General features: G+C 67.8%; 16 protein-coding genes. 6 read left to right on the forward strand and 10 right to left on the reverse strand.

Features of this window, described 5'->3' with window-relative positions; translation table 11 throughout:
* Window positions 1-56 precede the first annotated feature (56 nt).
* Genes ACZY0X_RS19710 through ACZY0X_RS19730 form a run of 5 tightly spaced genes read right to left on the reverse strand, consistent with a single transcriptional unit; the run spans window position 57 to window position 3,431 of the window.
* A complete protein-coding gene (locus ACZY0X_RS19710; RefSeq protein ID WP_463772785.1) occupies window positions 57-998 on the reverse strand; it encodes a CopD family protein in 942 nt (313 codons plus the stop codon).
* Complete coding sequence (locus tag ACZY0X_RS19715; protein WP_463772787.1) at window positions 974-1,489, reverse strand: copper resistance CopC family protein; 516 nt, start codon at window positions 1,487-1,489, stop codon at window positions 974-976. The genes ACZY0X_RS19710 and ACZY0X_RS19715 overlap by 25 nt, the downstream gene beginning before the upstream one ends.
* Window positions 1,486-2,202, reverse strand: a complete 717-nt coding sequence (locus tag ACZY0X_RS19720; protein ID WP_463772789.1) for a YcnI family copper-binding membrane protein — start codon at window positions 2,200-2,202, stop codon at window positions 1,486-1,488. Before ACZY0X_RS19720 ends, ACZY0X_RS19715 begins: the two co-directional genes overlap by 4 nt.
* A 40-nt stretch (window positions 2,203-2,242) precedes the next feature.
* The gene (locus tag ACZY0X_RS19725) at window positions 2,243-2,767 is read right to left on the reverse strand and encodes a hypothetical protein (RefSeq protein WP_463772790.1); all 525 of its coding nucleotides are present in this window, start codon (window positions 2,765-2,767) and stop codon (window positions 2,243-2,245) included.
* Between the two features lie 7 nt (window positions 2,768-2,774).
* Window positions 2,775-3,431 (reverse strand): DUF6474 family protein, encoded by a 657-nt coding sequence (locus tag ACZY0X_RS19730; protein WP_241402499.1) that lies wholly within the window; start codon window positions 3,429-3,431, stop codon window positions 2,775-2,777.
* A gap of 207 nt (window positions 3,432-3,638) precedes the next feature.
* Here ACZY0X_RS19730 and ACZY0X_RS19735 point away from each other — a divergent pair, with 207 nt between their 5' ends.
* From ACZY0X_RS19735 to ACZY0X_RS19745, 3 genes are all read left to right on the forward strand, one after another.
* The gene (locus ACZY0X_RS19735; protein ID WP_463772792.1) at window positions 3,639-4,979 is read left to right on the forward strand and encodes a hypothetical protein; all 1,341 of its coding nucleotides are present in this window, start codon (window positions 3,639-3,641) and stop codon (window positions 4,977-4,979) included.
* Window positions 4,980-5,042: 63 nt separating this feature from the next.
* The gene (locus ACZY0X_RS19740; RefSeq protein ID WP_241402501.1) at window positions 5,043-5,534 is read left to right on the forward strand and encodes an ImmA/IrrE family metallo-endopeptidase; all 492 of its coding nucleotides are present in this window, start codon (window positions 5,043-5,045) and stop codon (window positions 5,532-5,534) included.
* The gene (locus ACZY0X_RS19745; RefSeq protein ID WP_463772794.1) at window positions 5,531-6,664 is read left to right on the forward strand and encodes a hypothetical protein; all 1,134 of its coding nucleotides are present in this window, start codon (window positions 5,531-5,533) and stop codon (window positions 6,662-6,664) included. The genes ACZY0X_RS19740 and ACZY0X_RS19745 overlap by 4 nt, the downstream gene beginning before the upstream one ends.
* Window positions 6,665-6,714: 50 nt before the next feature.
* Here the strand turns inward: ACZY0X_RS19745 and ACZY0X_RS19750 are convergent, their stop codons facing one another.
* From ACZY0X_RS19750 to ACZY0X_RS19765, 4 genes are all read right to left on the reverse strand, one after another.
* On the reverse strand, window positions 6,715-7,113 hold the full coding sequence (locus ACZY0X_RS19750) for a helix-turn-helix domain-containing protein (protein ID WP_241402503.1): 399 nt from the start codon (window positions 7,111-7,113) through the stop codon (window positions 6,715-6,717).
* A gap of 471 nt (window positions 7,114-7,584) precedes the next feature.
* Window positions 7,585-8,118 (reverse strand): peptidase, encoded by a 534-nt coding sequence (locus tag ACZY0X_RS19755; RefSeq protein WP_463772796.1) that lies wholly within the window; start codon window positions 8,116-8,118, stop codon window positions 7,585-7,587.
* Between the two features lie 188 nt (window positions 8,119-8,306).
* Entirely contained in the window at window positions 8,307-8,930 is a 624-nt protein-coding gene (locus tag ACZY0X_RS19760) for a superoxide dismutase (RefSeq protein WP_463772797.1), read from the reverse strand.
* Between the two features lie 182 nt (window positions 8,931-9,112).
* Window positions 9,113-9,271 (reverse strand): hypothetical protein, encoded by a 159-nt coding sequence (locus ACZY0X_RS19765; protein ID WP_241402506.1) that lies wholly within the window; start codon window positions 9,269-9,271, stop codon window positions 9,113-9,115.
* Between the two features lie 510 nt (window positions 9,272-9,781).
* On the opposite strand from ACZY0X_RS19765, the gene ACZY0X_RS19770 reads away from it, so the two are divergent.
* Genes ACZY0X_RS19770 through ACZY0X_RS19780 form a run of 3 tightly spaced genes read left to right on the forward strand, consistent with a single transcriptional unit; the run spans window position 9,782 to window position 12,080 of the window.
* A complete protein-coding gene (locus ACZY0X_RS19770) occupies window positions 9,782-10,123 on the forward strand; it encodes a rhodanese-like domain-containing protein (protein ID WP_463772799.1) in 342 nt (113 codons plus the stop codon).
* Window positions 10,124-10,141: 18 nt separating this feature from the next.
* Window positions 10,142-11,239, forward strand: a complete 1,098-nt coding sequence (locus ACZY0X_RS19775) for a DUF4328 domain-containing protein (protein WP_463772800.1) — start codon at window positions 10,142-10,144, stop codon at window positions 11,237-11,239.
* Between the two features lie 4 nt (window positions 11,240-11,243).
* Window positions 11,244-12,080 (forward strand): glycerophosphodiester phosphodiesterase, encoded by an 837-nt coding sequence (locus ACZY0X_RS19780; RefSeq protein WP_463772801.1) that lies wholly within the window; start codon window positions 11,244-11,246, stop codon window positions 12,078-12,080.
* Between the two features lie 33 nt (window positions 12,081-12,113).
* Here ACZY0X_RS19780 and ACZY0X_RS19785 read toward each other — a convergent pair whose 3' ends face one another.
* Complete coding sequence (locus ACZY0X_RS19785) at window positions 12,114-12,659, reverse strand: ferritin (RefSeq protein ID WP_463772802.1); 546 nt, start codon at window positions 12,657-12,659, stop codon at window positions 12,114-12,116.
* Window positions 12,660-12,664 lie beyond the last annotated feature (5 nt).

The following is a 12,664-nucleotide window of genomic DNA, read 5'->3' on the forward strand; positions in this document are numbered from 1 at the left end:
ACGGTCGACGGCGCGCGGTCGGCAGTGGACTCCATCATGCCATTGGCCTCGCGCGGCTAACCCGTGACCGCCAGCGCCGCCGCCAGCGTCAGCGCTACGGCCATCCCCGCCAATTCGATTCGCGACCTCAGTCCGGACACCGCGGCGGTCGAGCGATGCGTCCGTGCCGCGGGCAGCCACACCGTCCGATTGCGCCACGCGAGCACCGTCAGCGCCGCCGTGAGCAGGATCTTTGCCGACAGCAGCCGCCCGTAGCCGGTCGACCACAGCTCGGTGGGCGCCCGCAGTGCGACGACGGCCCCGATGACGCCCGCCACCACCAGCAGCGCGACGCACACCGCGGACATACGGGAGAAGCGCGGCAGGACGCGTGCCCACTGACCGCGGTGGTCGACAGTGAGGACCAGCGCCGCCAAGCCGCCACACCACACCGCGGCGGCCAGTGCGTGGACGGCGACCGCCATGCCACCCCACTCATCGGCCGACAGGTGGCCGACCAGTGTCCGCCCGGTCAGCCCGACGGCCGCCGCCCCCGCGATGATCACCGACGTCGCCGGGGTGCGTGGCGCGATGGCGGCGACGCACACCACCACTGCCGCGGCCGCACACACCAGGCCCGACCTGCCCGCTGCCGTGTCCATGACGAAGTCGACGGTGGTTGCTGCGCCCACCTGCAGTACCGGCACGCCCGCAGCCTGAGCCGCGGACAGCGGCAGCCGGACCAACTCGGCGACGGCCCACACCGCCGCCGCGACGATCAACGGACCGACGGCTCGTTCGGCGAGTTCGCGGCGGTACCGCTCGACGTCGAGCCACGGCACCACCGCGAGGCCGAGCGTCAGCACCGCCGCAACGTCGACCACCGCGCGTGCCAGGGTGAATCCGAACGGGCTCTGCGGATAGGCCAGCGCCCAGGCGAGTGCCGCCGCGGCAGCGACAACGGCGGCACCACCGGCCACCGTGCGCCAGCGCATCAGGACCTGCGTCGTACCGCCCACCACGCGCCTCCACCGACAATCACCGCGGCCACCGCGACGAAGGGCCACACCGGCACTCCGCCGTCGGCACCGCTTGCGGGTTGCTGCGCCACCGCTGGCCCGGGGGAACCGGTGCCCGCGACGGTCACCTGGAACGACCACGAGCCCGAAACCACGTGACCGTCTGCCGAGGTAACGCGGTAGTTCACCGTGTAGACGCCGGCCGGTCCGGACGGCAGCATCGCGACGCTCGCGACGGCGCCCGACACGTCGACGGGCCCCGTCGACCACATGTTGCCGTCGGGGCCGACCACCGTCATGCCGGCGAAATTCGACTGCAGCGCCTCGTTGAACGTGGCGGCCACCCGCGGCGGACCGGTCTCCAGGACGGCGTCTGCAGCGGGTTCAGCGGCGATGCGTGCCGCGTGCGCGGATGCGGTCCCCGCGCCCATCAGGCTCAGCGCGGCGATGATCAACCCGGCCAGGGTGGCCGCTAGTGCGCGCCGGATCATGCCGACTTCCGTCGCAGAATCGACGCGACCACCGCGACGGCGGCCAGAACGAGCGCGCCACCGGCCAACCAGCGGGCGGTGTCATCGCCGGTGCTGGCCGACTCCTGGGGCGTCGCGGTCACCGCGACGTCGGATGCCGCGGGCGGTGCGGTCGACGGCGAGACGGACGGTGCCGGGTGGTCGTGTCCACCCTCGTCGGTTCCGGTCAGGGCCAGCACCGGCGCCGGGTACTCCGGTTCACCGCCCCCGGGCAACGGAGCCTGGTCCCAGCGGACCACCGTGCCGTCGGAATAGGTCTGAGTGGCGGGCAGCGTCACCGACGGCTGATCGGGAAGTGTCACCGACACCCGAAACAGTGCGAACTGCTCGCCCGCGATGCCGGTGTTGGGGCTTGCGGTCCAGGTGACCGATCGGACGGTGCCTGCACTGGCGTCGCGGTCGAGGCGCGCCGTCCATCCCGGCATCACCTCGGTGCGCGCCGACGCAACGTCGGGAAGCGCGACGCTGAACTGAGTTGTGAGTGCGCCGCCATCGGATTCGCCGGGTACGCGGAAGGTGAGAACTGTGGTGCTGCCGGGCGCCGGATTGGCGGCGTCGACGTGCACGTGAGCCGAGGCGGGCGGGGCTCCCGCCGCAACGGTGATCGACAGGGCGGCGCCGGCGATGGCGGCCGCCACGAGGGCGCGCGAGGACGCGCGCAGTTGGGATCGCATTGGTGTGACTGCCTTCTGGTCGTGTGTGTCGGGGGTTCGGTCAGCGTGCGGCTGTGACCGGTGGCCCGCGATGAGACAGCGACGAGGCGAGAGCAATTGCGGATCGCAACGGATGATCGCACTGCTGGAACACCACGGCGGACGCGGCGATCGCCGGCCCCCGCGGTGGCGGGGTGACACTGCGCACCGCCCGCGACATGACGCGGCACAGGTACTCGCCGACCGTGACCAGCCCTGCGACTATCACCAGGGCGCCAGCGTGCGCCGCCAGCATCACCGCGGTCGACGTGCCGCTGTGGTGATGGCTCGCGGCCGACAGCAGGACGTGGGCGAGCAGTTGGCCCGCCGTCATCACCGCGACCAACACGATGAAACGGTCGGCGCCACGAACGGTGGCTGCGAATGCTCCGACGGCCACCGCGAGCAGCGCGAGTTGGACCACCGCTGCACCCGACGGCGCGCCACCACCCGCAGCGGCATGGCCGACCGCGGCCAGGGCCGCGGTGAGGATTCCGGCCGCACCCCCACGCAACCGCGTTGCGGGCGTCAGAGCGCGGGACGTCACGGGATGCTCAGATCAAGCCGAGCCGGGCCATCAGGTCGGCGTCGATACCGTCGAGCTGGTCCGCGATGGCGGTGTGGGCGGCGCGGCGACGCGCGGCTGGCATGTTCTCTGCCGCGGCAACGGCGGCCGACAGGTCACCGAGGCGATCGGTGATCGCTGCGACGAACTGTTTGGTCTCGGCGTCCTTGGGCTTCTTCTCGGCGACCTTGCGCAGCGACTGCTCGGCACCCGCAATACGCGCCGACAGTGCGCCACCGACCCCGGAGAACTGGCCGATCTGGCTCAGTGGCACGCCCAGTTTGTCGGCGCGACGCTGATCCAGGGCACCGCGCGCGGTGATCGCGGCGCGGTAGACGATGGGGACCACCACGGGGGCCAGAAGCCGCGAGATCGTCAGCACCCGGCGAATTCGGCTGGGGGAGAGCAGCTTGCCCTCCCGGACCGCCTTCAATTGGGTCTCAGCAACCTTCAACGCCGCCTGGTCGCTCTCGCGTTGAGCCTTCAGCCCCGCCTTGATGGCGGTCGTCTGGCTTTTGGCCTCGTTCTTGATGCGGCGGGCGTCATTCTTGGCGCCCAGCCGGGCCTCCAGCTTCGCCTTGGCCTTGATGGCGCGGGCCTCGGCTCGACGTGTGGCGCGGCTCTTACGTCGCTTGAACAGGCCCATCCCGGCTGCCTCCCGGTCAATTAGTCGAGAACCTGCGATTGTGGCTGCGCTGGTTTGGCTCACACTATCGCCGAATGGGAAGTGCCTTGGCTCCGGCCCCGGGCGAATGATCGAATTCGTTCCACCAGCAAACAGATGGGCGGTCTTGTGCGACAATCTGTGGGACGATTGTTCGCCAATAGACCGTGCCGTGAGAGGTGGGAACCCGTGGCTTCGAGAGCACGTATCGCCGCGGCTGCGTGCCTGATGGCGTCAGGCCTGCTCGTGACTGGTGGCAGCGCATCGCTGGCGTTTGCCAATCCTGACGATGGCGGGGCAGCTGCAGGCGGCGGCGCCACCTCGGGCAATACCGAGGGGAGCCCCGCGGGGCAGTCTCCGGGCCCAGCGAAACCCGATCCGACGACGACCCCGGGTGCGTCAGTCGGTGGGGTAACGGGATCCACGGGTGGTTCTGGTCATTCATTCAAGCCCCCGTCCAAGGTCGGGAACGGCCGCACCGGCGAAGAGGCCTCGACGCCACCGGGTGGCTCCACCGGCAGCCCTGGAACCGGACAGCCCGGCAAAGTGTCCGACGATGTGTCCGATGATGCTGAGCCGACAGACGACGTCGACTCTGGCAAGCCTGAAGAGGGCGCCCCAGCCGACGGCGAGATCATCGGAGACGGGTCTGGCGAGATCATCGGTGACGGGACAGGCGAGGCCACCGGTGACGGGGCTGGCGCTGCCGCATCGAACCCGATCGGCGATGCCCTACGGCGGGCCGCCGAGTCGCTCAAGCATCCCGCACCGACCGCCCCGCAGCCCGTCGATCCGGCGTCGCTCGATCCGGCGTCGCTCGATCCCGCATTGCTCGATCCCGCATTGCTCCTCGGTGCGCTGTCGGAGCAGCGCGTCGAGGCACCCAGCGGCGAAGTGGCACAGGCGTCCGGCTTGCCCTGGTCGTGGTGGGGCTGGGGCGCGACGCCGGGTAGCAATGGAGAGACGCCCGAGTACCCCGCCGGCCCGATTCCGCTACTGCTGCAGATCCCGGTGCAAATACTTTATGAGATCAACGGCATCGCGCAGCCGTTGATCGAGGCGGCAGTCACCGGTCTGGCGACCGCCGCGTCGCACCTGCCGTTCCCACCCGCCAGCACCCTGCCCTTGTTCGTCTCCCCGGGCCCCGGCGCTGGTGTCGGCATGAGTGCGGGCGGCAGTAGAGGTCCAGGGACGACGGTGCCCGAGGGTCCGCGGTTCACCCCGCCCGCCGTGCCTGCGCCTGTGGTGGCCCCGGATCCGCCCAGGCACGTGACTGCGCCGCCGCCCGCCAAGCAGCAGATACCACCCCCGGCATCTCCGGCGAGTAACGAATTGCTCGCCGCACCGACATATCGGATGGGTTATGTCGATTACCTGCGGGCCGCCGGAATGGGCGAGGTCGCAGCGGTCGCCGTGCCCGGAGTGACCGGAATCCTCGTCCTGACGAGTGCCGGAGGTCTGATCGGATACCGCCAGGCCCGAGCCGGCCGAGCCGTCCGCGCAGGGGGCCCGGCGCGCTTCATGGGTTGACCTCCCTCACCTGCCAGTGCGGGAGTAGACACGTCCTAGTGAACTCGTTGAGAGGGGGTTGACTTGCCCGCCAGCCGCCGCGTGACGCGCGCTGTCAACGAGGTACTCGACCTCGCCCCGAGACGAGGTGAGGTGTCACTCAATCGTCTGGTGCAGGCCGTCGCCGAATCGCGTGCCCGGCCCATCGAGCTGACGATGGCGGATCTGCCGTCGGGCGTATGCGGGCAGTGGCGTCAGTACGTCGACCACGACGTCTTCCTGATTCAGCGGGGACTGCCTGCCGGCGATCGCACGCTGGCCCACGAACTCGGCCACCTGGTGCTCGGCCACGAGGGCATCTCCATCGTCGAAGCCGCGCGTGACAACGTCGAACTCGCCAGCAGCGATCTGATCGGCTACATGCTGAACCAGCGCACCGGATGTATGGGCCCAAGCGGCGAGGACGCCGAGCAGGAGGCCGAGGACTTCGCGGCGCTGCTCATCTATCGACTCGGCCGGCTACCGTCCGACCGTTCGTCGATCGTCCAGGTCCGGCTCGGAGAGGCGTTTGGTTGATCGTCTGGGTGATCGCCGGTCTCCTCGGATTGGCGACGGGCCTGCGCATCGGCTGGGCACTGGTCAACAAGCAGTCGCTCGTCAGCGCGGCCATGATCCTCGCGCTGGGCAGCCTGGGTACCGTCGCCGCCCTGAACTGGCAGCCGCTCACGCTGCTCATCGACAGCCTGCTGCGGTGGCCCAACGTGTCCATGGTGTTCAGCCAGGTGGCGTTGATCGCCTGTGCGGCCGGAAGTTGCGTGATGATCACGTCGGCATCGTCGAGTCGGAAGCCGGCCCAGATACGGCGGATCGCGATCGTGCAGTACTCCGTCGCGTTGGTCATCGCGGGGCTGTCTCTGCTGACGTTCTTCACCTCGCCGCAACAACCGGAGATGGCGCCTGAGGAGTACCTACGGCGCAACCTCGGGGCCGGTGGGACCGGGCTGTCGTGGCTCCTGCCGCTGCTCTACGTGCTTCTGGCGTTGACTCTGGTGGCATGGGCAGGTGTCCGGCACTCCAACCGCACGCGCCGGGGCCGCGCCCTGTTCCTGTTCACGCTCGGCATCGCCCTGATTGTCCTGGCGAGCGCATTCTTCCTGCTCCGCGCCGTGGGCAACACGCGGTTCGTCGGAGTGGGCTCGGCGGCAACACTTCTCGGGTGCGCCATGTTGGTGGTGGCCAGTGGCTCGCTGCTGCCCAGCATCGAGGACTGGTTCGGGGCGCGCCGTGAACTGAGGACCATCCAGCCGCTGCTCAAGGAACTCAGTGTGCGGCATCCCAATATCGGCATCGGCGTGCGTCCCCGCGGTCCGCTGCTGTTTCGCGTCGCTGAGCAGATGTCGCTGATCTCCGACGCGCTCTACCTCGAGGCGACGGAAGTCCTCGGGGACGGTCAGGCGAATGAGACGCCGATGCGGGGCGTGTATGACGACGTGGACCCCGAAACGGCATCACCTGAGCTCCAGGCACGTCGAGTGGCCGAATGGATACACGACGGGCGCGGCGCCTCACGTGAGTCGGCAAACTCGAAGTTCCCCGGTCCGACTTGGCTGCGTCAACCGTCGGGGTATTCCGACCGCGAGTGGATCCTGGCCATCGCCGATGAGTACCGAAAGCTGGATCAGGCAGTCGAGGTTGCCGCGCACTAAACAACGCGGCAGTCAATTTTCGCCAGGTGCAACAGCCTGCACCCGGCGGGCTAATCGTCCAGGTGCTCTTGGCGGCGGAGCTCGTCGACCTTCTCGACCAGGTCCTGCTTGGCCTCGGGGGACAGGCCCACGGTACGCGCCGCAATACGTCGGATGCCCTCGTCGCGCATACCGGCGAGCCACGTCAGCTCCTTGTCGAGCTTCTCGTAGTACTCGTCGTCGGTGAAGTAAGCGGGCTTGATGCGGAAGAAGTTGGCAAGTGCGGCCATGGTGGCGACCGACGGGTTGGTCCGGTTGCCTGAACGCAGCTGCGACAGGTACGGCGCCGACATCGTGACGCCTTCGGCCTTGAGTGCAGCAATCACCTCGGCCGACGTGTGCGGGCCGCGTCCGGGCGGGTAAACCGTGTCAAAGAGGCGGTTTAGCCGGGCGGCAAACGTCATGCTCATCGTGAATCCTCCACTTAGCGTTACAGGCGGGCGTCTATCTGGACGTATTTGCTGATCATCGTAGCGAGAGATAGCACCGCCGCCAAGTGCAAACCACCGAAAACTCGCTGCCGCCCTTCGGCGGGACCCGCCGGAAAGCCATCTAGCTGCGGCTTTTCTTGGCGCCGTTCCGGACGACATGGGACGAGTGCAAGCAAATACTGACGCGCGAGTTGTTTTGCCAATCTCGACTGCTGCGACGACTGGGTCGGGGGTGGCCCCTGTGGCACTCCCGGCTACCGAACTGCGGCGACCCCGATCCCCGGATCGTGATTTGCTCGCGAACTTGACGATTCCTGCGCGCAGTAGCTGTATCAGCGGTCTTCGTGCAGTGGCCCGGGTCGGCCGATGGCAACGGCGCGCGGTGCCCGTCCAGCGTCTGGGTAACCAATCCGCTCGGACGTTGATTCTGGCGACGAGTGGCGGTGACCGCTATGCCGCGAGCAGCATCGCCAGGATCGCGGTATCCGGGTGACTGATCGGATCGACGCCCACCCGACTGATCATCGATGTGATGGTGCCGTCCGACTCGGCCTCGACCCATGCGGCCCGGTGCTCCAGGCCGAGGTGCGGCAGCCCGGGCAGCAGCACGCACCCCGATGCGGCGCCGCTGCACTCGGGCAGCGACGGCGTCGTCTCCGAAGGAGGATGAAGCATCAGCAGCGCCGGCGGTTGATGGTCGGCGAAATGTCCGGGAGGAAGGGCGAACTCACCCATCACCGGGCCCTCGGCCAGGACCAGTCCGACGGTGCCCGGCGAAGGTGCGTCGGGCAGCTCCTCGCGAACGCCGAAGATGGTCGTGGTCGCCAACAGCCCGGGAAGTGACGCGACCCTGACGGCGACGATGAGCAGCTGGGCCCATTCCTTGGTCGAATCCGGCCAACGGCCGGAGACCACGAAACCCTTGAGAGACCCACCCGAGTGGAAGGGGGAGATCTCCACGGCCTTGCCGGAACCCGTATCCATATCGCCTCCGTTCTCGGCGCCTGGCGACTGCCCCGACACGGCTGTGGGTCGATCCCGTCAGCATGCGGCAGGGGTGGCTGGCACGCAAGAGGACACGACTGCCAGCGCGACGCGAATGTGCGCACACGCGAGAAGGGCGCCGTGCGCGATGCGCACGACGCCCTTCTGCAGAGGAACTGTGGGTTGGGTCAGCCGAAGATGAGCCCGTTGGTCTTCGAGGTCGCCTGGGCGTACCGGTTCTGGATGTCCTCCCAGTTGACGACATTCCAGAACGCCTTGACGTAATCGGCCTTCACGTTCTTGTACTGCAAGTAGTACGCGTGCTCCCACATGTCGACCTGCAGCAGCGGAATGATGCCGAGCGGCACGTTGGCCTGCTGGTCGTACAGCTGGAAGGTGAGCAGTCGGTCGCCGAGGCTGTCGTAGCCCAGCACTGCCCACCCGGAACCCTGCAGACCGTTGGCGGCGGCGGTGAACTGCGCCCGGAACTTGTCGAACGAGCCGAACTGGTCGTCGATGGCCGCGGCCAGATCACCCGTCGGCTTGTCGCCACCGTTGGGCGACAGGTTCTTCCACCAGATCGAGTGGTTGACGTGGCCGCCGAGGTGGAAGGCCAGGTTCTTCTCGTTGAGGAAGATGGCGGCATGGTCGCCCTCGCCGCGCGCCTCATCGAGCTTCGCGATGGCGTCGTTGAGCCCCTTCACATAGGTGGCGTGGTGCTTGCTGTGGTGGATCTCGTTGATCTGACCGGAGATGTGCGGTTCCAGCGCACCGTAGTCGTAATCCAACTCCGGCAATGTGTACTCAGCCACAGGTTTCCTTCCCTAGGTGTTTCGGTGGAGCGTGGTGTTTCGGTGGAGCGTGATCCTGCAAGAGATCCGCAAGATTCGGTCCCTCAAGATCATCCCTCAAGATCGCTGTCCACCTTGCTCCATGCCTGCGCGCACCGCAAGGACGCGTGCACGTACCGAACGTGTACCCGGCGCGGGGGGAGTTAGAACAGAATGATGAGTGCGAGTACACCGAGCAGGACGAGTGCGATGACGCTGGCTCGCATGAATGCCATCAATTGGCTGCGCGTGTAGACGTGCGCGGAGGAGTTCCACTCGGATGGGGGCATGGCCGGATTCGGGCCCAGCGGATGAGATGCCATCACGAACTCCTGACCAGCACGATCAATATTGTCCCTCGCGTGAGATCTGTCACAGTCTGCCTTTGTGACGACGATCATAGCCCCCTGTTGCCCGAGCGTGAAAATCGCGTTCCCCGCGCCCCTTGGGGGTCGCGGATCGGGCGGTTTCGGCGGCGGCGACGGGGGGTACTCGGGGGGCGCTGAGCTGCGACCACGATGCGCGAAAGTCCTCGAGGTTCCCCCGTCGTGCCCGCCATGTTCGCTCGCCGGCTTGATCACCTGTTGATCACCGGCCCGAGAGTGGGGCAGGTTATCCACAGTCAATTTCGGATGCGCGACGGATTCCGCGGTTCAGGCCGTATTCGGCCTTTCGTCGGCCTGTGGATGAACCTGTGGAAACTGTGGATAGTCGAACCATTGCTAGGAGACGCGGGTGCGTGTACCCGTCGCGCATGCCAGCATGGTTGGGACGGATCACACCGCGGGATCCGCAGAGGATGAGGCCACTGGTGGCCGGATCGGACGAGGCTGATGGATGACGTCGAAGTCGGGCAGGCGGAGGTCGCCGACGTTCCGATGACATTTGACCAGTCGGTGGTTCTTCTGGACGTTCGCGAGGACGACGAGTGGCAGCGCGGTCACGTGGCCGGTGCGCAGCACATCCCGATGGGTGAGGTGCCCGCTCGCCTCGCCGAGATCGACAACGGGGCGACGCTGTATGTGGTGTGCCACGCGGGAGGCCGATCGCAACGTGTCGCGCAGTATTTGGCTCGCAACGGGTACGAAGCGCTCAACGTCAGCGGTGGAATGCTCGCCTGGACCGGACTCGGGCGGCCTGTGGTCACCGACGACGGCGGCGTCGGCACGGTCTGAGGGTCGTAGGCTGGTCGCGTGATCCAGGTCTGTTCGCGGTGCGGAACGCGGTGGAACGTTCGCGACCGTCAGCGAAGCTGGTGCCCGCGGTGTCAAGGCACCCTGCAGGCACCCACCGCTGATCCGGCGGAGCAGCAGTGGGGTCAGCGGCCCACCCCGGGTGCGGGTGGCGCACCGGCGAGGCTTCCCCAGGGGTTCCGATGGATCGCGGTTCGCCCCGGCGCCGCTCCTGCGCCACGCCGAGGCCCGCAGCCCTTGGGGCCCACCCCGCGCTACTCGGTCATACCGCGCTGGGGCTTGGTGGATCACTTCGATTCGCTCGATCAGCATGCCGCCGACGCCGCAGATGCGCGCAGCGGCCCCTCGGTCAGCATGGTCCGGACCGTCCTGCTCGTCACCGGTGTGCTCCTCGCGCTGGCCGCGTTCATCCACCTGGTCCGATATGTGCTGCTGCTGGTGAATCGGTCGATGCTGTTGCATCCGCTGGTGGCGGGCGTGGCCACCTGGCTGGGCGTCGCGCTGAGCGTGCTGGCCTCGTTCGCGGTGGTCGCCAGCGCCGTGGTGTTGACGAACTGGCTGATAGCGCGCCGCGCGGCGGCCTACGCCCTCAACGGTGCCACCGACCCGCGGTCCGGCTGGGAGATCCTCGCCGGCTGCGTGATACCGGTGGCCAACCTGCTGCTGGCACCGTTGTACGTCATCGAGTTGGCGCGCGCCGAGGGCCGATTGTCGCGGCTGCGTCGTGACATCGCGGTCTGGTGGTGTGTCTGGGTGCTGAGCACGGCACTGATGGTGTGGTCGGTGGCGACCAGCTTCACCCGGGACACCCAGGGCATCGCCGACAACACCGTCACCACGATCATCGCCTACCTCGCCGGCCTGGCCGCACTCGTGCTCGCCGGCCGGGTGTTCCTCGGTTTCGAGGCGAAGCCGGTCGACCGGCCGGCCAAGAGGTGGGTGATCGTCCCCGACGAGCAAGGCATCGTCCCCGGGCACCACAGAGCCCCCGAACAAGACGGCGCCCCCAAACAAGACGGTGTCCCCGAACAAGACAGCGTCCCCGACGGGCAGTCGGAGGTACCGGCACCGCCCCGGCAGCGGGAACCGGTGGCCTAGCCTCGTGAACTCGGGCGACGGCACCCTCGGTGGCCACCCCTTCGTGGTCGCGCACCGTGGTGCCTCCGCGAATCGCCCCGAGCACACGATCGCCGCCTACGAGCTGGCATTGCGTGAAGGTGCGGACGGTGTTGAGTGCGATGTCAGGCTCACCCGCGACGGCCATCTGGTCTGTGTGCACGACCGCCGGGTGGACCGGACGTCGACGGGCACTGGCCTGGTCAGCGATATGACATTGGCCCAACTGCGCGAATTCGATTATGGCGCATGGCATTCCAGCAGTAAGGCGGGTGCAGGGATCGGCGACACCGGCCTACTCACCCTCGACGACCTCATCGCGCTGGTGCTGGACTGGAACCGGCCCGTCAAGCTCTTCATCGAGACCAAGCACCCGGTGCGGTACGGTGCGCTCGTCGAGAGCAAGGTGCTGGCCATCCTGCACCGTTATGGCATCGCGTCGCCCGCGTCGGCGGATTTGTCCCGCGCGGTGGTGATGTCGTTCTCCGCGGCGGCCGTGTGGCGCATCCGTCGGGCGGCACCGATGCTGCCGACGGTGCTCCTCGGGGAGACCTCTCGCTACCTCGGCGGTAGTGCGGCGACAACCGTCGGCGCCACAGCCGTCGGTCCCTCGATCGCCACACTGCGTGAGCACCCGGAGTTGGTGGATCGTGCTGCCGCCAACGGCAGGGCGCTGTACTGCTGGACGGTCGATCACTACGAGGACGTTCGGTACTGCCGCGACGTCGGTGTGGCGTGGGTCGCCACGAACCATCCCGGACGAACCAAGGGCTGGCTGAACGAGGGTTTGACCGGAGCGGGCCTCGACCAGCCGGAGCCCTGAGGGGACCTAGAGCGGGTGGTTGGGGCGGGCGAGTTAGAGATTGCCGCCCGCGGCCTTTGGCGCCGACGGATCTGCGGTGCCCGTGGCGATCTCGCGTGCCACGAAGTCCTCGAGGTGGAAGACGTTGACGCCAGCGCGGTCGGCCACGCGGACCAGCGTGCTCATCAGGGCGACCTCCTCGACCTGCTCCTTGAGGAACCACTGGATGAACTGCTCGCCGAGGTAGTCGCCCTCATCGCGGGCCACCGCGGCCAGCCGCGTCAGCTGCTCGGTGACGGTGCGCTCCAGGTCGAGCGCCAGGCGAATTGCCTCGCGTGGTGAGTCGAACGAGTTCCGCACGGGATCGATGCCGGGGATCTCGACCTCAACGCCGCGGTCCATCAGATAGCGCACCAGCATCATGGCGTGGTTGCGTTCCTCGACCGCCTGGGCGTAGAAGAGCTTGGCCAGTTGCGGGAGGTCTGCGCCGTCGAAGTGGACCGCAATCCCAATGTATTGCTGAGACGCGGTGAACTCGGCGCGGACCTGTTCCTGAAGCAGGTGGTGAAACTTGGTGTCGAGTGTCGTGACGTCATTCATGAAAC

It is taken from the genome of Mycobacterium sp. IDUB_39 (assembly GCF_055419205.1).

Bases quoted from the DNA above. Each gene is read 5' to 3' on its own strand.
- ACZY0X_RS19715 (WP_463772787.1), bottom strand. From the start codon at position 1,489: ATGATCCGGCGCGCACTAGCGGCCACCCTGGCCGGGTTGATCATCGCC.
- ACZY0X_RS19720 (WP_463772789.1), bottom strand. From the start codon at position 2,202: ATGCGATCCCAACTGCGCGCGTCCTCGCGCGCCCTCGTGGCGGCCGCC.
- ACZY0X_RS19730 (WP_241402499.1), bottom strand. From the start codon at position 3,431: ATGGGCCTGTTCAAGCGACGTAAGAGCCGCGCCACACGTCGAGCCGAG.
- ACZY0X_RS19750 (WP_241402503.1), bottom strand. From the start codon at position 7,113: ATGAGCATGACGTTTGCCGCCCGGCTAAACCGCCTCTTTGACACGGTT.
- ACZY0X_RS19755 (WP_463772796.1), bottom strand. From the start codon at position 8,118: ATGGATACGGGTTCCGGCAAGGCCGTGGAGATCTCCCCCTTCCACTCG.
- ACZY0X_RS19765 (WP_241402506.1), bottom strand. From the start codon at position 9,271: ATGGCATCTCATCCGCTGGGCCCGAATCCGGCCATGCCCCCATCCGAG.
- ACZY0X_RS19770 (WP_463772799.1), top strand. From the start codon at position 9,782: ATGGATGACGTCGAAGTCGGGCAGGCGGAGGTCGCCGACGTTCCGATG.
- ACZY0X_RS19785 (WP_463772802.1), bottom strand. From the start codon at position 12,659: ATGAATGACGTCACGACACTCGACACCAAGTTTCACCACCTGCTTCAG.